At 58.9% G+C, this 20,298-nt stretch carries 19 protein-coding genes; 11 read left to right on the top strand and 8 right to left on the bottom strand.

The features are described 5' to 3' along the window. The first annotated feature begins 23 nt into the window (after positions 1 to 23). On the top strand, positions 24 to 2,969 hold the full coding sequence (locus tag PFAS1_RS03070; protein WP_076028161.1) for an HD domain-containing phosphohydrolase: 2,946 nt from the start codon (positions 24 to 26) through the stop codon (positions 2,967 to 2,969). Here PFAS1_RS03070 and PFAS1_RS03075 read toward each other — a convergent pair whose 3' ends face one another. Both PFAS1_RS03075 and PFAS1_RS03080 read right to left on the bottom strand, forming a co-directional pair. After that, positions 2,970 to 3,452 carry a GAF domain-containing protein gene (locus PFAS1_RS03075; protein ID WP_076028162.1) on the bottom strand — a complete coding sequence of 161 codons (483 nt, stop codon included), beginning with the start codon at positions 3,450 to 3,452 and terminating at the stop codon, positions 2,970 to 2,972. Next, positions 3,449 to 4,339, bottom strand: coding sequence for an ATP-binding protein (locus PFAS1_RS03080; RefSeq protein WP_076028163.1), 891 nt, complete (start codon positions 4,337 to 4,339; stop codon positions 3,449 to 3,451). Before PFAS1_RS03080 ends, PFAS1_RS03075 begins: the two co-directional genes overlap by 4 nt. Positions 4,340 to 4,505: 166 nt before the next feature. Here PFAS1_RS03080 and PFAS1_RS03085 point away from each other — a divergent pair, with 166 nt between their 5' ends. Further along, positions 4,506 to 6,827, top strand: a complete 2,322-nt coding sequence (locus tag PFAS1_RS03085) for a hybrid sensor histidine kinase/response regulator (protein WP_076028164.1) — start codon at positions 4,506 to 4,508, stop codon at positions 6,825 to 6,827. Here the strand turns inward: PFAS1_RS03085 and PFAS1_RS03090 are convergent. The 3 genes from PFAS1_RS03090 to msrB all read right to left on the bottom strand — a co-directional run bounded on the left by PFAS1_RS03090 (position 6,811) and on the right by msrB (position 8,313). Next, positions 6,811 to 7,272: a MarR family winged helix-turn-helix transcriptional regulator gene (locus tag PFAS1_RS03090; RefSeq protein ID WP_076028165.1), complete on the bottom strand. Its 462-nt coding sequence runs from the start codon at positions 7,270 to 7,272 to the stop codon at positions 6,811 to 6,813. The genes PFAS1_RS03085 and PFAS1_RS03090 overlap by 17 nt on opposite strands. Continuing rightward, complete coding sequence (locus tag PFAS1_RS03095; protein WP_008002671.1) at positions 7,269 to 7,754, bottom strand: glutathione peroxidase; 486 nt, start codon at positions 7,752 to 7,754, stop codon at positions 7,269 to 7,271. Before PFAS1_RS03095 ends, PFAS1_RS03090 begins: the two co-directional genes overlap by 4 nt. 163 nt (positions 7,755 to 7,917) lie before the next feature. Beyond that, a complete protein-coding gene (msrB, locus tag PFAS1_RS03100) occupies positions 7,918 to 8,313 on the bottom strand; it encodes a peptide-methionine (R)-S-oxide reductase MsrB (RefSeq protein WP_076028166.1) in 396 nt (131 codons plus the stop codon). A gap of 226 nt (positions 8,314 to 8,539) precedes the next feature. Here msrB and PFAS1_RS03105 point away from each other — a divergent pair, with 226 nt between their 5' ends. Beyond that, positions 8,540 to 9,751, top strand: a complete 1,212-nt coding sequence (locus tag PFAS1_RS03105; RefSeq protein WP_008145866.1) for a pyridoxal phosphate-dependent aminotransferase — start codon at positions 8,540 to 8,542, stop codon at positions 9,749 to 9,751. A 316-nt stretch (positions 9,752 to 10,067) separates the two neighbouring features. Beyond that, entirely contained in the window at positions 10,068 to 10,955 is an 888-nt protein-coding gene (gene htpX, locus PFAS1_RS03110; protein ID WP_074878828.1) for a protease HtpX, read from the top strand. 189 nt (positions 10,956 to 11,144) lie between these two features. On the opposite strand, the gene PFAS1_RS03115 is transcribed toward htpX, so the two are convergent. Next, positions 11,145 to 11,801 carry a thiopurine S-methyltransferase gene (locus tag PFAS1_RS03115; RefSeq protein WP_074878830.1) on the bottom strand — a complete coding sequence of 219 codons (657 nt, stop codon included), beginning with the start codon at positions 11,799 to 11,801 and terminating at the stop codon, positions 11,145 to 11,147. 103 nt (positions 11,802 to 11,904) lie between these two features. On the opposite strand from PFAS1_RS03115, the gene PFAS1_RS03120 reads away from it, so the two are divergent. Beyond that, positions 11,905 to 12,672, top strand: a complete 768-nt coding sequence (locus PFAS1_RS03120) for a DODA-type extradiol aromatic ring-opening family dioxygenase (protein WP_076028167.1) — start codon at positions 11,905 to 11,907, stop codon at positions 12,670 to 12,672. 30 nt (positions 12,673 to 12,702) lie between these two features. On the opposite strand, the gene PFAS1_RS03125 is transcribed toward PFAS1_RS03120, so the two are convergent. Next, a complete protein-coding gene (locus PFAS1_RS03125; protein WP_076028168.1) occupies positions 12,703 to 13,416 on the bottom strand; it encodes a UTRA domain-containing protein in 714 nt (237 codons plus the stop codon). Between the two features lie 349 nt (positions 13,417 to 13,765). On the opposite strand from PFAS1_RS03125, the gene PFAS1_RS03130 reads away from it, so the two are divergent. The 6 genes from PFAS1_RS03130 to PFAS1_RS03155 all read left to right on the top strand — a co-directional run bounded on the left by PFAS1_RS03130 (position 13,766) and on the right by PFAS1_RS03155 (position 19,081). Continuing rightward, positions 13,766 to 14,836, top strand: coding sequence for an ABC transporter substrate-binding protein (locus PFAS1_RS03130; protein WP_076028169.1), 1,071 nt, complete (start codon positions 13,766 to 13,768; stop codon positions 14,834 to 14,836). Between the two features lie 135 nt (positions 14,837 to 14,971). Then, positions 14,972 to 15,778 (top strand): alkaline phosphatase family protein, encoded by an 807-nt coding sequence (locus tag PFAS1_RS03135; protein WP_074878838.1) that lies wholly within the window; start codon positions 14,972 to 14,974, stop codon positions 15,776 to 15,778. 5 nt (positions 15,779 to 15,783) lie between these two features. Further along, a complete protein-coding gene (locus PFAS1_RS03140) occupies positions 15,784 to 16,620 on the top strand; it encodes an ABC transporter permease (RefSeq protein WP_198044968.1) in 837 nt (278 codons plus the stop codon). Continuing rightward, positions 16,607 to 17,407: an ABC transporter permease gene (locus PFAS1_RS03145; RefSeq protein ID WP_076028171.1), complete on the top strand. Its 801-nt coding sequence runs from the start codon at positions 16,607 to 16,609 to the stop codon at positions 17,405 to 17,407. The genes PFAS1_RS03140 and PFAS1_RS03145 overlap by 14 nt, the downstream gene beginning before the upstream one ends. Next, positions 17,404 to 18,393, top strand: a complete 990-nt coding sequence (locus tag PFAS1_RS03150) for an ABC transporter ATP-binding protein (protein ID WP_076028172.1) — start codon at positions 17,404 to 17,406, stop codon at positions 18,391 to 18,393. The genes PFAS1_RS03145 and PFAS1_RS03150 overlap by 4 nt, the downstream gene beginning before the upstream one ends. Before the next feature lie 34 nt (positions 18,394 to 18,427). Then, positions 18,428 to 19,081 carry an HAD family hydrolase gene (locus PFAS1_RS03155; protein WP_076028173.1) on the top strand — a complete coding sequence of 218 codons (654 nt, stop codon included), beginning with the start codon at positions 18,428 to 18,430 and terminating at the stop codon, positions 19,079 to 19,081. 105 nt (positions 19,082 to 19,186) lie between these two features. Here the strand turns inward: PFAS1_RS03155 and PFAS1_RS03160 are convergent, their stop codons facing one another. Next, entirely contained in the window at positions 19,187 to 20,149 is a 963-nt protein-coding gene (locus PFAS1_RS03160; RefSeq protein WP_074878849.1) for a zinc-binding dehydrogenase, read from the bottom strand. Between the last annotated feature and the right edge of the window lie 149 nt (positions 20,150 to 20,298).

Raw genomic sequence — 20,298 nt, forward strand, 5'->3', positions numbered from 1 at the left:
TAACCATCATGGAGAGACCTGCAATGCCCAGCCCACTGCGCCCGGATCAACGTCGGTTTCCCCTGCACGTCCATATCAGTGTGATGTTCACGTTCCTGCTGTTGCTGACCGGCGTGGTGCTGGGCCTTTTCAACTACCAGCAAACCACGCAGATCATCCTTTCCAGCAGTGAGAAACTCTTCAACCGCATCGAGCAGGATGTTCGCCTCGACCTGCACGCCACTTATGAACCGATTCGCCATCTGCTATCCCTGCTGGCGCAATACCCGGCGACCCAGGCACCTGACCTTGCGCAACGCCTGGCGCTGCTCAAACCCTTCAGCCAGTCGCTCACGGACAACCCCGACCTGGCCTCGTTGTACCTTGGCTATGGCAACGGTGATTTCTTCATGGTTCGGCCCTTGCGAATCCCCGAGCTGAAAACGCTCCTCAAGGCACCGGACACGGCGGCTTATCAGGTGTGGAGCATTGAGCGAACAGGCAACAGCGGCCAGGTCCGCTCCCAATCATTGTTTTTCGATCAGGATCTGGCCCTCATCAGCCGCCAGGACAACCCCGACGAATCCTACGATCCGCGAACCCGTGCCTGGTATGCCAATGCCCGTAGCGACAGCGATCAGATCACCACCGAACCCTATGTCTTTTTCTCCACCCGCAATGTCGGCACTACCCTGGCCCGGCGCAGCGGCGAACAGGCGGTCATGGGTGCCGACCTGACCCTGGCGGCACTCTCCGCAACCCTGGCCAAACATGTCGTGACCCCCAGTACCGAAATCGTGCTGTTCGATGCTGAAGGAAATGCCATCGCGTATCCCGACAACAGCAAACTGATCATCGACGATCAGACTGCCCGCCTGACCAAAGCCGCCGACCTGAGCCCCAGCCTCGGTGCATTGCTCAACAATCCCCCCGCAGGTAATCGCCTGGATGTCGCCGGTCGTCAATGGATCGTTGCCCGCAGCCGCATGCAAGAGGGCGGCCCTCAGGGACTGCAACTGGCGCTGCTGGTGCCGGAAGATGAATTACTGGTCGATGCCTACCGCATGCGCTGGCAAGGCGCGCTGATTACCCTGGCCACGCTGTTGCTGTGCCTGCCGCTGGGCTGGCTGACCTCACGAATCCTGGTCAAACCCTTGCGCGCGCTGGTGCAGGAGGCCGATGCGGTGCGCAGTTTCGACTTCAACTTTCCGGCCTCGCGTCGCTCTCCTGTGCTCGAAGTCGACCAACTGAGCGTGTCGATGACGCGCATGAAAGACACCCTGGCGAGTTTTTTCCGGATCACCGACAGCCTGAGCGCCGAGACTCGCTTCACCCCCTTGCTGGAACGGGTGTTGTTTGAAACCGTGAAAATCGGCCAGGCCCAGGCCGGCCTGATCTACCTGCGCGAAAGTGATGGCGATCGAATGGAGCCCCATGGTCTGGTCCTCAACGGCTCCTCACGGCCATTGCCGTCATTTCATCTTCGAGCACACGACTCCCAGGCGCCGCAAAGCCCGGCATGGCTACAACAGCTGTCGAAGGCCGACAACATCGTCACCACACTTGGTTTTGAACAGGCCGGGGATTTGCAAAAGGTGTTGCATGAGCTGGAGTGTCCCCGGGTGCACCTGATCGGCATTCGACTGCACAATCGTCATAACGAAACCGTGGGCCTGCTGGTCCTGCTATTGGCCGATACCGGTAACCAGAGCGATCTGGAGAAACTTCGTCCGGACCGCATCGCGTTCCTCCAGGCTGTGTCCGGCGCGGCCGCCGTCAGTATTGAAAGTCAGCGTCTGCAAGCCAAACAAAAACAACTACTGGATTCCTTCATTCAACTGCTGGCAGGGGCGATTGACGCCAAAAGCCCCTATACCGGCGGTCACTGCCAGCGAGTACCGGCGCTGACCCTGATGCTCGCCCAAGCCGCCGCTGCCAGCCAGGACCCGGCCTTCAGTGGCTATCAGCCCACCGAAGATGAATGGGAAGCGCTGCACATCGCCGCCTGGCTGCACGACTGCGGCAAGGTCACCACCCCGGAATATGTGGTCGATAAAGCCACGAAGCTGGAAACCCTCAACGACCGTATTCACGAAATCCGCACCCGCTTCGAAGTGCTCAAGCGCGATGCCTGGATCAGCTATTGGCAAGCCCTGGCCCTGGGCGGTAACGAGCAGCACCTGGCCGAACTGCGTAACACCGCGCTGGCAGAGCTGGACGATGATTTCGCGTTCGTTGCCCGCTGCAACCTGGGTGGCGAGGCGATGGCCGAGTCCGACCAGCAACGCCTGCGCAGCATTGCCCAACGCAGCTGGACCCGAACCCTGGATGACCGGCTGGGCGTTTCCTGGGAAGAGAATCGACGTCAGGCACGGACCCCGGCACCGGCACTGCCGGTCAGCGAGCCATTGCTGGCGGACAAACCCGAGCACCTGTTCGAACGCCCCGAAGCCGAGTTGATTCCAGAGGACAATCCCAGGGGGTTCAAGCTCGATGTGCCGCGCTACAAGTACAACCGGGGCGAGCTCTACAACCTGAGCGTTGCCCGAGGCACCCTGACCCGCGAGGAGCGTTACATCATCAATCACCACATGGTGCAGACGATTCTGATGCTCAGCCACCTGCCCTTCCCCGGCCACCTCACCAACGTCGCGGAGATCGCCGGCGGCCACCACGAGAAAATGGACGGCACGGGGTATCCCAAACAGTTGAAGCGCGAAGAAATGAGCCTGCCGGCGCGGATGATGGCGATTGCCGATATTTTCGAAGCCCTGACCGCCGCCGATCGCCCCTACAAGAAAGCCAAGTCCCTGAGCGAAGCGCTGGGCATCATGGCCACCATGTGCCGGGATGCTCACATCGATCCCGAGTTGTTCGGGCTGTTCATCAACGCGCAAATCTACTTGCAGTACGCCGATCGTTTCCTCGATCCCCAACAAATCGATGCGGTTGATCCGGCAAGCCTGCTGGTCAAGGCAGGCCTGGCATGATCAGCAGTCGGTCAGGCGCAGGAAAATCGCCGCCAATTGCTCGATACCAGCCTGATCTTCAGCGGTAAAACGCGCCAGTTTCGGGCTATCGAGGTCCAGCACGCCAATCAATCGACCGTCCTTGACCAGTGGCACCACCAGCTCGCTGTTCGACGCACTGTCGCAAGCGATGTGCCCGGGGAACGCATGCACATCCTCGACCAATTGGGTCTGCAAGGTAGCCGCTGCCGCTCCGCACACGCCACGGCCGAACGGGATCCGCACGCAGGCGATTTGCCCCTGAAACGGGCCAAGCACCAGCTCTTCGTTGCGATTGAGGTAGAACCCGGCCCAGTTCAGGTCATCGAGCTGGTTGAACAGGAACGCCGAGAACTGCGCGGCGTTGGCGATGAAATCCCGTTCGTCCGCCAGCAATGACTCCAATTGCGCCCACAGCATGCCGTAGCCTTCAAGGCCCTGGCCGCTCTTTTGTAAATCGATCATGCCTTGTGCTCCAACAGCTTCAACCCGACCCAATAGCGGGCAAATTGATACGCGCAACGTCCGTTGCGATTACCGCGGCCCGTGGCCCAGCGTACCGCGAGGATGTCCAGTTCTTCGTTGCGCTGCCACTTGAGGCCCGCCTTGTCGGCCAGTTGACCGATCCAGTGTTCGACGACGTTGAGGAAGTGCTCCTGGGTAAACGGATAGAACGACAGCCACAATCCGAAACGGTCCGACAGCGCAATCTTGTCTTCCACCGCCTCACTAGGATGGAGTTCGCCGTCAACGCGTTTCCAGTTTTCGTTATCGCTTTCCTTTTCCGGCACCAGATGGCGACGGTTGGACGTGGCGTACAGCAAAACGTTGTCCGGCGCCTGTTCGAGAGAGCCGTCGAGCACGCTTTTGAGCACGCGATAATCGCCCTCGCCCGACTCGAACGACAGGTCATCGCAGAACAGCACAAAACGCTGGGGCAGCCTGGCGATCTGTTCGACAATACGCGGCAAGTCCGCCAGGTGATCGCGCTCGATTTCGATCAAGCGCAAACCGGCTTCGGCGTGTTCGGCCAGCAAGGCGCGAACCAGCGACGATTTACCGGTTCCACGCGAACCCCAGAGCAGCGCGTGGTTGGCCGGCATGCCGTCGAGGAACTGTAGGGTATTACGCCCCAGTTGCTCCACTTGACGGTCGACACCGACCAGGTCGGTCAAACGCGTGTCGAGGCTGACTTGCAGCGGCAACAGAAAACCGCTGCGGCCCTCACGTTGCCAGCGCGCGGCCAGGCAGTGAGTCCAGTCGATGGTTTGCCGAGGGGCTGGCAGCAGCGGTTCGATACGGGCCAGAACGGCATCGGCGCGTTCAAGAAAAGCATTTAATCGGGAATCCACGTCTTCTCCTCGGGCACGTTCACAGTAATGATGGTGATACAGCGACGAAACACAACATCCGGTGTCCGGTTCATCCCTCTGCACAAGGGCTCACGAGAACATCGGTATCCATGCATGATCGACTATGCTTGAGCAGCGAAGGGAAACGGAAGTGGTTCAACACCCCATGGATATCAAGTTCACCAACCGGCTGTCCTACAAGCAAGCCAGGCTGACTGTGCTGGTCGGTTTCATTCTGGGCACGCTGCTCAGCCTGCTGCAAATAGGCATCGATTATGCCAGTGAAGACGCCTCCATCAACCGCGAAATCCTGTCGTTGCTCGAAATCAGCCATAACCCCGCGTCCCGCATTGCCTACAACATCGACGCCGAACTCGCTCAGGAACTGACCCTGGGCCTGTTGCGCTCGCCGGCGATCATCGGCGCACAATTGATCGACAACAACAGTACCGTGCTGGCCAACGTCAAACGCCCGGGGGTGCAAAGCGGCTATCGGGTGATCAGCGACTTCCTGTTCGGCGCCAATCGGCAGTTCGAAGACCGTCTCTACCTGGATCACTTGCCGACAGAATCCCTCGGTATCCTGCGGCTGGACGTCGACACCTATTCATTCGGCAACCGCTTTCTGCGTCGGGCCGAGGTGACCCTGCTCAATGGCTTCGCGCGCAGCCTGCTGCTAACTGGCATCCTGCTGGCGCTGTTCTACGTGATGCTGACCAAGCCGTTGGTGCGGGTGATCCGTGAACTCAGCAGTCGCGACCCGCGCAGCGCGGAGTCAACGTCGCTGGAGTGTCCGACGGACCATGAAAACGATGAAATCGGTGTACTGGTCAAGGTGGCCAATCAACAATTTGAAAACATCGCCACCGAAATCCAGCAGCGACGCAACGCGGAAAACCGCCTGACCGACTACCTCGGGCAACTGGAGAACATCGTCTCGGCCCGCACTGCGGAACTCAAGGCGATCAACTCGCGGCTCAGCCAATCCAACGAGGAACTGGAAGTCGCCCGCAGCACCGCCCTGGACATGGCCGAAGCGCGCTCGGTGTTCCTGGCCAACATGAGCCACGAGATCCGCACGCCGCTCAATGGCCTGCTGGGGATGATCGCGCTTTCCCTGGACGGTCCGCTCAATGCCGAGCAACAGCAACAGCTGTCCATCGCCCATGACTCGGGCAAAGTGCTGGTGGAACTGCTCAACGATATTCTCGATCTGTCGAAGTTCGATGCCGGCCAACTGGAGCTCGAACATATTCCGTTCGATCTTGGCTCGCTGATCGAAGACACCGCCAACCTGCTATCGCAAAACGCCGCGCCGAGTGTCGAGCTGAGCTGCCTGATCGACCCGCAGTTCCCGGCCCTGGTCCTGGGGGATCCGACGCGAGTCCGACAGATCGTCAGCAACCTGTTGTCCAACGCCCTCAAATTCACCCGTTTCGGTCGGGTCGATGTGCGCCTGTCGACATTCGAGGACGGCGTCAGAATCGAAGTCTGCGACACCGGCATCGGTATCGCCCAGGATGCCCAGGTCAAGATCTTCCAGCCCTTTACGCAAGCGGGTGCCGGCATTACCCGGCAATTCGGCGGGACCGGGCTGGGTCTGGCACTGACCTATAACCTCTGCGAAGCCATGCAAGGGCGCCTCACCATCAGCTCGGAAGCAGGCTTCGGCAGTCAGTTCTGTGCCGATCTGCCGCTACCCAGCCACACCCGCGCCCTTCCCCCGGCCTCTTTACGGGGCAAGGTCATCGCAATCACCGCCGCCAGCAGCGGTCTGGCCGAACTGTTGAGCAGTGTTTTGCCTGGCTGGGGACTCGACTATGAGCAGCGTTCCATCGATGACTCGTTGCTGGGTGTGAACCCGGATGTACTGATTACCGATTGCCCCGAATGTCTGTTTGGCCTGCGTCCTTCGTGTACAGCCCCCATTCTGCTGGTCACCGCGTATGGCAGTTTCATGCCCAGCGAAGAAGCCCTCGCCCTCGCCCCCTTACAGCAACAGGCGCGACCTCTGGCACGCAACGCGCTGTACCAGACGCTAAGGCGAACCCTGCAGCCGGAACTCAGCACGATCAACGGTGCCCGGCTCGACGTCCTCTCCCCACAACGACGCGGGCGCGTGCTGTTGGTGGAGGACAATCCGGTCAACCAACTGGTGGCCAAGGGGATGCTCGGAAAACTCGGTTGCGAGGTGATTGTCGCCGGTCACGGTGGTGAGGCGCTGGATCAGCTGGAGCAAAGCGAATTCGATCTGGTGCTGATGGACTGCAACATGCCGGTGATGGACGGCTACGAGGCCAGTCGGCAAATCCGTCGCAGCGGGCGTTGGCCACAGCTGCCCATCGTCGCCCTGACCGCCAACGCCATGTCCGAGGAGCGCGAACGCTGCCGTGCGGCTGGCATGAGCGATTACCTGGCAAAACCCTTCCGCCGGGAAGAGCTGGCTGCCCTGCTGGACTTATGGGTTCCGACTACGACAGTGCTTTGATTTGCCCCAACAGGTGATCAAGGCCGTCGCGCAGATCATTCAAGCGATCCAGATCGACACCGCTGTCGCATAACAGACGGGCCTTGAGCGGCCCGACCTGATCGCGCAAAGCCTTGCCGGTTGGCGACAGGCTCAAGTGCACTTCCCGCTCGTCCCGCGCCGAGCGCTGACGCTGAACCAGTTGCAGTTGCTCAAGACGCTTGAGCAACGGCGTCAGCGTGCCGGAATCCAGTGCCAGGCGTTCGCCCAATGCCTTGACCGTCGGCTGCTCTGGCGCTGTGTCCTGCCATTCCCACAACACCAGCATCGCCAGGTACTGCGGGTAGGTCAGGCCAAGCTGATCGAGCATCGGCTTGTAGGCGCGGATCACCGCCCGGGAAGCGGCGTACAGCTTGAAGCACAGTTGACTGTCAAGCTTCAGGGAATCGACTGACAAGGTGTTCATTTGAGCAGGGCTTCGATCTCGCGGGTCAGGTCCTGCGGCTTGGTCGCGGGGGCGAAGCGCTTGACCAGTTGGCCATCCTTGCCAATCAGAAACTTGGTGAAGTTCCACTTGATGCCTTGGGAACCCAGCACACCCGGCGCGCGCTTTTTCAGTTGAACGAACAGCGGGTGGGCACCGGCGCCATTGACTTCAATCTTTTTGAACAGCGGGAAACTGACGCCGAAGTTCAACTCGCAGAACTCGGAAATCGCCCCTTCGTTGCCCGGCTCTTGCTTGCCGAACTGGTTACACGGAAAACCCAGCACCACCAGACCTTGATCCTTATAGGTCTGCCACAACTCCTCAAGGCCTTTGTACTGCGGGGTGAAACCGCATTTGCTCGCGGTGTTGACCACCAACACGGCCTTGCCGGCGAAATCCGCCAGGGTCTTTTGCTCACCCTTGATGGTGGTGCAAGGGATGCTCAGCAGATTGTCGCTCATGGTTCGGACTCTGAATGAGGGAAGATGAGACAAACATAGCGAGCAATTGAATTGTGTGCAATTTAATAAATCAATTGCCGATTGACTGTAGGAGCACGGCTTGCCTGCGATGGCGTCCTTTTGATCGCCATCGCGAGCAAGCTCGGCTCCCACAGGGCTCGCATTACTCGCGCGGTACCAGGTCCAGGCACACCGAGTTGATGCAATAACGCAGGCCGGTCGGCGGCGGGCCGTCCGGGAACACGTGCCCCAGGTGCGCATCGCATTTGGCGCAGACCACTTCGGTGCGGATCATGCCGTGGCTGACGTCACGGATCTCGACCATGGCGCTGTCGCCGATCGGTGCATAAAAGCTCGGCCAGCCGCAGCCGGAGTCGAATTTTGTTTTGGAGTCGAACAGCGGTTCGTTGCAACAGATGCAGTGGTAGACACCGTCAGTTTTGGTGTCGTTGTACTTGCCGGAGAACGGTCGCTCGGTGCCCTTGAGGCGGCAAACGTTGTACTGCTCCGGGTCGAGCATCGCCTTCCATTCTTCCTGGGTTTTTTCCAACTTTTCCATTGTCACACCTCAGCAGCTGAAAAAGCCCGATCTGAACCTTTTCCACGGATCGGGCGGCACGTATGATTGCGCCTCGTCAAACGCCAGTCTGGCAGCCAGACCACGCGCATTCAAACGGATTTATGGATGCTGCCTCTCAAGGCGTCAGGCCTGTGTGAATACGCAGGATTCCCAGCACGGTCGTTCATACACCGCCTGGATCGTTCATTTTCGGGAACACATCGCCATGCAGGTCAGCAAATCGAACAAGCTCGCCAACGTCTGCTACGACATTCGCGGCCCAGTGCTCAAGCACGCCAAACGCCTGGAAGAGGAAGGCCATCGCATCCTCAAGCTGAACATTGGCAACCCGGCGCCTTTTGGTTTCGAAGCGCCGGATGAAATCCTCCAGGACGTCATCCGCAACCTGCCGACTGCTCAAGGCTACAGCGACTCCAAAGGTCTGTTCAGCGCCCGCAAGGCCGTGATGCAGTACTACCAGCAAAAGCAGGTAGAAGGCGTCGGCATTGAAGACATCTATTTGGGCAACGGCGTTTCCGAGCTGATCGTGATGTCGCTGCAGGCCCTGCTCAACAACGGCGATGAAGTGCTGGTGCCAGCTCCAGACTATCCGCTGTGGACCGCCGCAGTGAGCCTGTCGGGCGGCAACCCAGTGCATTACCTGTGCGACGAGCAGGCCAACTGGTGGCCGGACCTGGCCGACATCAAGGCCAAGATCACCCCGAACACCAAGGCACTGGTGATCATCAATCCGAACAACCCGACCGGCGCGGTGTATTCGAAAGAAGTCCTGCTGGGCATGCTCGAACTGGCCCGTCAGCACAACCTGGTAGTTTTTTCCGACGAGATCTACGACAAGATTCTGTACGACGATGCCGTGCACATCTGCACAGCCTCGCTGGCGCCGGACTTGCTGTGCCTGACCTTCAACGGTTTGTCCAAGTCCTATCGCGTGGCGGGTTTCCGTTCTGGGTGGATTGCCATTTCCGGCCCGAAACACCACGCCCAGAGCTACATAGAAGGCATCGACATGTTGGCGAACATGCGCCTGTGTGCCAACGTACCGAGCCAGCACGCAATCCAGACCGCCCTCGGCGGTTATCAGAGCATCAATGATCTGGTATTGCCCAACGGACGATTGTTGGAACAGCGCAATCGCACTTGGGAGCTGCTCAACGATATTCCCGGCGTGAGCTGCGTCAAGCCAATGGGCGCGCTGTATGCGTTCCCAAGGATCGACCCGAAAGTCTGCCCGATCCATAACGACGAGAAATTCGTGCTCGACCTGCTGCTGTCGGAGAAACTGCTGGTGGTACAAGGCACGGCCTTCAACTGGCCATGGCCGGACCACTTCCGTGTGGTGACCCTGCCGCGCGTGGACGAGCTGGACATGGCCATCGGACGTATCGGCAACTTCCTCAAGTCCTATCGCCAGTAACCTGCCTGTCACCGTGCGACGCTTGCGCATGTCGCACGGTGATTGATTCAGCAACATTTCTTTGCGCCCTGCCGAACATCGCTTCTTCAATCGCTGACCGATGCCTCGTTGCGTGCTCGCGCCTAACAACGGCGGGGCTTACGACGTTAATTGGCTGACAAACACTTCCTGCATCGATGTCGGAAATGCCCTTCAAACAGCTAGACTGTTGCCGTAGGACACAGTTTGAAATAGTCACCCGGTTGAATAGCCCGGGTCAGCACCTTATATACCCCGCAGTACGCTACATCTTTAGCATGAGGAGATTTCTACAACCATGATGCGCATCCTGCTGTTTTTGGCCACTAACCTGGCGGTCGTGCTGATTGCCAGCATCACCCTGAGCCTTTTCGGCTTCAACGGGTTCATGGCGGCCAACGGGGTTGATCTCAACCTCAATCAGCTGCTGATTTTCTGTGCGGTCTTTGGTTTCGCCGGTTCGCTGTTCTCGCTGTTCATCTCCAAGTGGATGGCGAAGATGAGCACCAGCACCCAGATCATCAGCCAGCCGCGCACACGTCACGAGCAATGGCTGCTGCAAACCGTCGAGCAATTGTCCCGGGAAGCCGGGATCAAGATGCCCGAAGTCGGTATTTTCCCGGCCTACGAGGCGAACGCCTTTGCCACCGGCTGGAACAAGAACGACGCGTTGGTCGCGGTCAGCCAAGGGCTGCTCGAACGTTTCTCGCCTGATGAAGTGAAGGCCGTTCTGGCCCACGAAATCGGCCACGTAGCCAATGGCGACATGGTCACCCTGGCATTGGTCCAGGGTGTGGTGAACACCTTCGTGATGTTCTTCGCACGGATCATCGGCAACTTTGTCGACAAGGTGATCTTCAAGAACGAAGAAGGCCAGGGCATCGCCTATTACGTGGCGACCATCTTCGCCGAACTGGTCCTGGGCATTCTGGCCAGCGCCATCGTCATGTGGTTCTCGCGTAAACGCGAATTCCGTGCAGACGAAGCCGGTGCACGCCTGGCCGGCACCGCCGCAATGATCGGCGCCCTGCAACGCCTGCGTGCCGAACAGGGGCTGCCGGTGCACATGCCGGACACCCTGACGGCTTTCGGCATCAACGGTGGCCTCAAACAAGGGTTCGCCCGCATGTTCATGAGCCACCCGCCGCTGGAAGAGCGTATTGACGCGTTGCGTCGTCGGGGCTGAGAGGCTTCGCACTAAAAGAAAAGGCCCGCAGTGAATGCGGGCCTTTTTTTGTCTGCTGATTGTTGCAGTGTTCATTCGGGCCCCATCGCGAGCAGGCTCACTCCCACATTAGACTGCGTCTATCTAGACAGCTCGGTCAACTGTGGGAGCGAGCCTGCTCGCGATGAGGCCGGTACAAACAACACCAATCTATCGGCTGGAAACCCGATAAACCCGCTCTTCAAGCCGCGTAACACCCTTTTCCAGGAACTTCCAGCTTTCGCCCAGAACGTCCTGATCTTCCAGAATCTTCAACTCCCACGACGCACCGAACAACCGCTGCACTTCGTCATCCAGCACGGCAAAGGGCGGTCCCTCCATTTGTGCCTGGTCGTAATCCAGGGTAATCAGCAGCCCCAGCGAATCCTTCGGCATAATCCGCTTCAGATGCTCGGCATATTGCTCGCGCATCTTCGGTGGCAAGGCGATCAACGCAGCGCGGTCGTACAGCGCGCTGCAATCGGCAACGTCGCCGGCCGTCAACGCGAAGAAATCACCACACCAGATCTCGATCGAGCCCGCCCGATAGACCGTGAAGGGGCCTTGATCGCTGACGTCCGGATCAAATTGATGCTCATGGAAAAAGTCTTCCACCGCTTTTTCCGACAATTCGATGCCCAGCACCTCATGACCGCATTTCGCCAGCCACAGCAGATCCAGGCTTTTCCCACATAACGGCACCAGTACGCGCGCGCCCTCTTCCAGGCCCAGCTGCGGCCAGTACCGCTGCAGATATGGATTCACTTCCGGCAGGTGAAAGCCGATCTGATTCGACGTCCACCGCTTGTGCCAAAACTCCGGCTGCATAATTAATCCCGAAAATTCGATCAAAAGACTCTAAAACTTATATTAGATTTAGATCAATGATCTGACTGAAGATGATGCCATCTTACCCCTCAGGAGCGCATTCATGTTCCCCAGCCTTTACATATCCCATGGCTCGCCCATGTTGGCACTGGAACCGGGCGCCAGCGGGCCCGCTCTTGCTCGCCTGGCGGCAGAACTGCCGAAACCCAAGGCCATCGTCATTGTTTCTGCGCATTGGGAAAGCAACGAGTTGCTCGTCAGCGGCAATCCCCAGCCTGAAACCTGGCATGACTTCGGCGGTTTTCCACAGGCGTTGTTCAACGTGCAATACCCGGCACCCGGCAATCCACAATTGGCCGCAGAGGTTGCCGAACTGCTGAAGAGCAATGGCCTGCCCGCTCGCATCGACGCCGAACGGCCGTTCGACCATGGGGTCTGGGTGCCCTTGTCATTGATGTATCCACAAGCCGACATCCCCGTGGTGCAAGTTTCGCTACCCACCCGCGGCGGCCCGGCCCTGCAGACCCGTGTCGGTCATGCCCTGGCCAGCCTGCGCGAACATGGCGTGTTGCTGATTGGTTCCGGGAGCATCACCCACAACCTGCGCGAACTGGACTGGCACGCCGGCCCGGAAAGCGTCGAACCCTGGGCCCAGGTATTTCGTGACTGGATGATCGAAAAACTTGCTGCCAACGACGAAACCGCGTTGCACGATTACCGTCAGCAAGCGCCGAATGCCGTGCGCAACCATCCCAGCGATGAACATCTGTTGCCGTTGTACTTTGCGCGCGGCGCGGGAGGGACATTCAGCGTGAGTCACAAGGGATTCACCATGGGCGCCCTGGGCATGGACATTTACCGATTCGGGTAATGACAGGACCGAGGCCTGTGGCGGTCAGGCTCAGACCACATCAACCCCGACATGAATCGCATCGTGCCGCCAAAACTCCAGATCACAATCGATCAACCGTTCATGCTGATCGTAATTGACCCGAGCGATGCGCAACCCCGGGCTCCCCACCGACACCCGTAAAGCCGCCGCCGCATCCACCGACAACGCCGTCGGCACAATCTCGAAACGCACCCGCCCATAGTGCAAGTCGTAATGCCGGGCATACAGTTCGGTAATTGACTGATTCAGATCGAAATCCAGAATCCCGGGGAAAAACTGCGGATTCAAATAATGCTCCACATACAACACCAGCCGCTCATCAATCCGCCGTGCCCGGCAGATCTGAATCACGCTGGACAACGCCGGCAACTGCAACCAGGCACAGACCGCCGCCGACGCCGGTTGCAACCGCGCGCTGATCACCTCGGTAGACGGCACCCGCCCCTGCGCACTGACCATCGCGTGAAAGTGACTGCGCTGCATCAGGTTATAGGCCAGGCGCGGTGGCGATACGAACCAGCCACGGCGCTCCTCCCGATAAATCTGCCCCTGGGCTTCCAGTTGCAACAACGCTTCACGCACGGTGATACGCGTGGTTGCGAACAACTCACTGAGCTTGCGCTCGGCCGGCAGTTTGCTCCCGGGCGCCAACAGACCATGGTCGAGCTGTTCCTGCAGCACCTGCCCGATGGCTGTCACCGCTTTGGTTGTCTCGATGCGCATCAACGTTACCTATCTGGACTAGACCAGCACTGTTCCGGGGCGGAACCGCGGTTCAAATCGGTTCCCTCAATTCCCGACAAGCCTAGGCACTGCACATGACTGACAGATGACAAAGCCGCCGAACGGTTGCTCCAGATGCCTGCAATTTCACGGCCAAGTCCTTTTAGATCAGCCTATTAGCCATGGTCTACGCTTACTCCGAAGCCTGAGCTTTGCAACTTGAAAAATATAGGCCGACCGGTCGTCGACATCAAAATGTCATCCGAGGCGCCTAGATTGGCTCAGGTATTGCTGACCTAGACCAACACACCCGCAATCGCAGCGTTGAAAACGCCCAAAGGAGCTTCGGATGAAACAGCTTTTCCTGGCCTCACTGTTAGGCTCGACCATTGCCATGTGTACCGCCGCGATGGCGGCTGATAGCGATTTGAAAACCCTGGAAGCCGCGGCGAAAGCGGAAGGTGAGGTCAACAGCGTCGGCATGCCCGACAACTGGGCCAACTGGAAAGGCACCTGGGATGACCTGGCCAAGAACTACGGCCTGAAACACATCGACACCGATATGAGCTCGGCCCAGGAAATCGCCAAGTTCGCCGCTGAAAAAGACAATGCCACTGCCGATATCGGTGATGTCGGTGCCGCGTTCGGTCCGATCGCGGTGAAGCAAGGCGTTGTGCAACCTTACAAGCCAAGCACCTGGGATCAGATCCCGAGCTGGGCAAAGGATAAGGACGGCAACTGGGCGCTCGCCTACACCGGCACCATCGCGTTCATCGTCAACAAAAAGCTGCTGCACGGTTCCGACGCTCCGACCAAATGGGCTGACCTCAAGGATGGCAAATACAAGGTTTCCATCGGTGATGTGAGCACTGCGGCCCAAGCCGCCAACGGTGTTCTGGCTGCCGCGCTCGCCAATGGTGGCAATGAGAAAAACCTCCAGCCGGCGCTGGATCTGTTTTCCGATATCGCCAAGCAAGGCCGACTGTCGATGGCCAACCCGACAATTGCCACCATGGAAAAGGGTGAAATCGAAGTCGGCGTGGTCTGGGACTTCAATGGTCTGAGCTACAAGGCCAAAATGGCCAACCCGGATGACTACACCGTGCTGATTCCCTCCGATGGCTCGGTGATCTCTGGCTACACCACCATCATCAACAAGTACGCCAAGCACCCGAATGCCGCCAAGCTGACCCGCGAATACATCTTCAGCGACGCCGGCCAGATCAATCTGGCGCGCGGCAACGCCCGTCCGATCCGCGCCGAGCATCTGACTCTGCCGCCCGAGGTTCAGGCCCAGTTGCTGCCTAACGAGCAGTACAAAAAGGTCACGCCGATCAAAGACGCCGATGCATGGGAAAAGACCTCCAAAGCCCTTCCGCAGAAGTGGCAGGAAGAAGTCATCGTCAACATGAAGCAATGATGCAACCCTCGTAGGCGCAAGGCTTGCCCGCGATGGCTTCACCTCGGTCACCAGACAGACCGAGGTGCCTGCATCGCGAGCAAGCTTTGCGCCTACAGGTGTTTCGAATTTCTGTTTTGCGGAGTTCCAGCCCCTATGAAGCACAACGTCATCCTTGTCGTGCTCGACGGCCTCAATTACGAGGTCGCCCGTCACGCCATGGGGCACCTGCAGGCTTATGTCGGCGCAGGACGCGCGGCACTCTACAAACTGGAGTGCGAATTGCCGGCGCTGTCCCGACCGCTTTACGAGTGCATCCTGACCGGTGTCACCCCGATCGACAGTGGCATCGTTCACAACAACGTCTCGCGCCTGTCGAACCAGCGCAGCATCTATCACTACGCCAGCGATGCCGGCCTTGTCACCGCCGCCGCGGCCTATCACTGGGTCAGTGAGCTGTATAACCGTTCGCCGTTCGTGGCCGCGCGGGATCGTCACACCGACGACCTGGACCTGCCGATCCAGCACGGTCATTTCTACTGGAACGATCACTACCCGGACTCGCACCTGTTCGCCGACGCCGAAAACCTGCGCCTGCGTCATGCGCCGAATTTTTTACTGATCCACCCCATGAACATTGACGACGCCGGGCACAAGCACGGTCTCGACACCCCGCAGTACCGCAACAGCGCCCGTTCGGCCGACATAATTCTGGCCGATTACCTGCAAACCTGGCTCGACGCCGGGTATCAGGTGCTGGTGACCGCCGACCATGGCATGAACAACGATCGTTCCCACAACGGCCTGCTGCAGGAAGAACGCGAAGTACCGCTGTTCGTCCTCGGCGATGCTTTCAGCTTCAATGCCAACGCCGCACCGAAACAGACTGAAATCTGCGGCACTGTCTGTGAACTGCTGGGCGTGCCCCACGACAAACCTGTGTGCCGGGAGCTGCTCAAGTGAATACCATGACCCGCGGAAAATGGCTGGCAGCCTTGTGTCTGGTGCCTTTCGCATTGTTCTTTATCGTGTTCCAGATCGCCCCGCTGACCTGGGTGATGATCAACAGCCTGCAATCGGAAGAGTTCGGCTGGGGCATTGCTAACTTCACCAGGATCTTCAATTCGAAGTTCTATCTGCAGGCGATCCAGTTCAGCCTCGAGATCAGTTTCTGGTCCAGCGTGTTCGGGATCATCATCGCGGTGCTCGGCGCCTATTCCCTGCGTCGGGTCGATTCGAAACTGCGCAACTTCGTCAACGCCTTCGCCAACATGACCAGCAACTTTGCCGGTGTACCTTTGGCCTTCGCGTTCATCATTCTGCTGGGCTTCAACGGCAGCTTCACCATCATGCTCAAGCAGGCCGGGATCATTCAGGACTTCAACCTGTATTCAAAAACCGGGCTGATCATTCTCTACACCTACTTCCAGATTCCGCTCGGCGTGTTGCTGCTCTATCCGGCCTTTGATGCCCTGCGCGAAGACTGGCGCGAATCCGCCGAGTTGCTCGGCGCCAATGGCTGGCAGTTCTGGCGGCACATCGGTTTGCCCGTGCTGACCCCGGCGCTGCTCGGTACGTTTGTGATCCTGCTGGCCAACGCCTTGGGCGCCTACGCGACGGTGTACGCACTGACCACCGGCAACTTCAACGTGCTGCCGATCCGCATCGCGGCGATGGTTTCCGGCGACATTTCCCTGGACCCGAACCTGGCCAGTGCTCTGGCCGTGGTACTGGTGGCGTTGATGACCCTGGTGACCCTCGTGCATCAGTTGCTTTTGAAGAGGAGCTACCATGTCTCGCGCTGAACTGGGCCCCGCTGGGGTCTATCACCGGGTGGTGGTGTATTTGCTGTTTGCCATCCTGTTGCTGCCGTTGCTCGGAACGCTGATCTACTCGATTTCCAGCAGTTGGTCGGCGACCATTCTGCCCAGCGGCTTCACCGTTAAATGGTACGTGGAGCTGTGGAGCGATCCGCGGTTTCTCCATTCGTTCGGCCAATCGCTGCTGGTCTGCGTCGGCTCGCTGATTCTGTCGGTGGTGCTGATTCTGCCGTTGCTGTTTGTGGTGCATTACCATTTCCCGAAACTCGATGCGCTGATGAACATTCTGATCCTGCTGCCCTTCGCGGTGCCGCCGGTGGTGTCATCGGTGGGGCTGTTGCAGCTTTACGGTTCGGGGCCGTTCGCGATGGTCGGGACGCCGTGGATTCTGATCGGCTGCTACTTCACCGTGGCGCTGCCGTTCATGTACCGGGCGATCACCAACAACCTGCAGGCGATCAATCTGCGCGACCTGATGGACTCCGCTCAGTTGCTCGGTGCCAGCACCTGGCAAGCGGCGTTCCTGGTGGTGCTGCCAAACTTGCGCAAAGGTTTGATGGTGGCGTTGCTGCTGTCGTTCTCGTTCCTGTTCGGTGAGTTCGTGTTCGCCAACATCCTCGTCGGGACCCGCTACGAAACCCTGCAGGTCTACCTCAATAACATGCGTAACAGCAGCGGCCACTTCACCAGTGCGCTGGTGATTTCCTATTTCTTCTTTGTGCTGGTTCTGACCTGGGCTGCCAATATTTTGAACAAGGACAAAAGCCAATGAGCTTCGTCAGCGTCCAACACCTACTGAAAAGCTACGCGGGCACCACGGTGTTCAGCGACATCAACTGTGAAATCCAGAAGGGTGAGTTCGTCACCCTCCTCGGCCCGTCCGGTTGCGGCAAGTCCACACTGCTACGCTGCATCGCCGGGCTGACCTCGGTGGATGGCGGCAAAATCCTGCTCGATGGCCAGGACCTCGTGCCGTTGAGCCCGCAAAAACGCGGGATCGGCATGGTGTTCCAGAGCTACGCACTGTTTCCGAACATGACGGTTGAGCAGAACGTCGCCTTTGGTTTGCGCATGCAGAAGGTCAACGCCGACGACAGCCACAAGCGTGTTACCGAAGTACTGAAGCTGGTGGAACTCAATGACTTCGCCGCGCGTTATCCGCATCAACTGTCTGGCGGCCAATGCCAGCGAGTCGCCCTCGCCCGCTCGTTGGTGACCCGACCTCGCCTGTTGTTGCTGGATGAACCGCTGTCGGCCCTGGATGCGCGGATTCGCAAGCACTTGCGCGAACAGATCCGTCAGATCCAGCGCGAACTTGGCTTGACCACGATCTTCGTCACGCACGATCAGGAAGAAGCCCTGACCATGTCCGACCGGATTTTCTTGATGAATCAGGGAAAGATCGTACAAAGCGGCGATGCCCAGACCCTTTACACCGCACCTATCGATATCTTTGCCGCCGGTTTCATCGGCAACTACAACCTGCTGGACGCCGACAGCGCCACAAAACTGCTGCAGCGACCGATTACCCACCGCATCGCGATTCGCCCGGAAGCCATCGAACTGAGCCTGAACGGCGAACTCGACGCACAAATCCGCAGCCACAGCCTGTTGGGCAACGTGATTCGCTACCGGGTCGAAGCCCGGGGGGTGGAATTGGTGGTGGATGTGCTGAACCGCTCGGCGGCCGATCTGCATCCCGATGGTCAGCGTCTGGCGCTTTCCATCGATCCGACGGCCCTGTGTGAGGTAGCCTGATGACTTTGCTGATGTTGAAGAGAGAACCGCACTGATGGCCCTGGCAATTTTTGATTTGGACGAAACCCTGATCCACGGCGACTGCGCCACCCTCTGGAGCGAACAAATGGGTCGCCTGGGCTGGGTCGATCCCGAGTCGTTCATGCGTCAGAACAATGAACTGATGGACGCCTACAGCCACGGCAAACTACGGATGGAGGAGTACATGACCTTCAGCCTGGAGCCGATGATCGGGCGCACCCCCGAAGAGGTCGACCATTTGGTAGGGCCTTGGGTGGAAGACTTCATCGAGCCGATCATTTTCAGTGACGCCACCAAAGCCATTGCCGCCCATCGCAAGGCCGGCGACCGGATTTTGGTGATTTCGGCGTCGGGCACGCACCTGGTCAGGCCGATTGCCGATCGTTTGGGCATTGACGAGATTCTCGGCATTGAACTGGAAGTGGCACATGGGGTGTATAGCGGCAACACCGTTGGCACGCTGACCTACCGCGAAGGCAAGATCACGCGGTTGCTGGAGTGGCTGGATGCACAAGAGGAAAACCTGGAAGGCGCGAGCTTCTACTCCGATTCACGCAATGATTTGCCGTTGCTCCTGAAAGTCGATTTCCCACACGTGGTAAACCCGGATCCGGTGCTGCTTGAACACGCAGAAAAAGCCGGCTGGCCAATCCATATCTGGAAGTAACCGAAAATCAATGTGGGAGCGGGCTTGCTCGCGAAAGCGAACTTACATTCAACACATGTGTTGACTGACACACCGCCTTCGCGAGCAAGCCCGCTCCCACAGGGATCAAACCAGGCTTTCGTCGATCACCAACACCAACTTTCCAGACACCTTGTTAGTCGCCAACTCCGCAAACGCCGCTTCGGCGTCCTTGATCGGGAAGGTCTTGGCCAATTGCGGGCTCAAACGCCCTTCGGCAAACAACGGCCAGACATGCTGGCCGAGATCGCTGAACAGATCCGCCTTGAACTGCTCGTCACGACTGCGCAAGGTCGAACCCAGCAGTTGCACGCGCTTGGCCAGTACCTGTGCCAGATCCAGCTGCGCCTCACGACCGCCCATCAGGCCGATCAGCACCCAACGACCATCGAGCGCCACCAGTTTCAGATTCAACGCGGCGTAGCTGCCGCCCACCGGGTCGAGAATCACATCGAACGGCCCCAGGTCGCTCAAGCTATCCAGATCGCCGTTGCGCACGACCCCACCTTGGGCACCCAGCGCTTCGCAGTAAGCCAAACGCTCGGCGGAACCGACGCTGACCCAGCACGGGTTACCAAACGCCTTGCACAGCTGAATGGCAGCTGAACCGATTCCACTTGCGCCGGCGTGCAGGAGAACTTTCTCACCCGGCTTGAGCGCAGCCAGTTGAAACAAATTCAGCCAAACGGTCGCATACACTTCGGGCAGCGCTGCCGCCTCCGCCAGGGACAAACCTTCGGGAACCGGCAACACATGCCGTCCGTCGACAACTACCTCCTCGGCCATCCCGCCCCCGGCCAGCAAGGCGCAAACCCGATCCCCGACCTGCCAGGACGAGCCCGGCCCCACCTCGCTGATCACCCCCGAACACTCAAGACCCAGTACCTGACTGGCTCCTGGCGGTGGCGGATAAAGACCCGCTTTCTGTAACAAATCGGCGCGATTAAGACCCGCTGCCGCCACTCGAATCCGAACTTGTCCTACATCGCATGTAGGACTGGGCTCTTCAAGCCATTCCACTCGACCTTCAACGCCTTGCAATGCTTTCACAGTGCCTCCATAGTGAGTCTGGACTGAGCCCGTTGCTGTAGCGCCGGGCTTTCTTGCATTATGCGACCGGCCCTGGGGTCTGTACGAAAGCTAACAGGCAGTTTCCATACAGAGACTAGTGGTACCGGCGACTTCAAAGACGGCCTAAT

This window comes from Pseudomonas frederiksbergensis (assembly GCF_001952935.1).
In the GTDB taxonomy this organism is placed as follows: Bacteria; Pseudomonadota; Gammaproteobacteria; order Pseudomonadales; family Pseudomonadaceae; genus Aquipseudomonas; species Aquipseudomonas frederiksbergensis.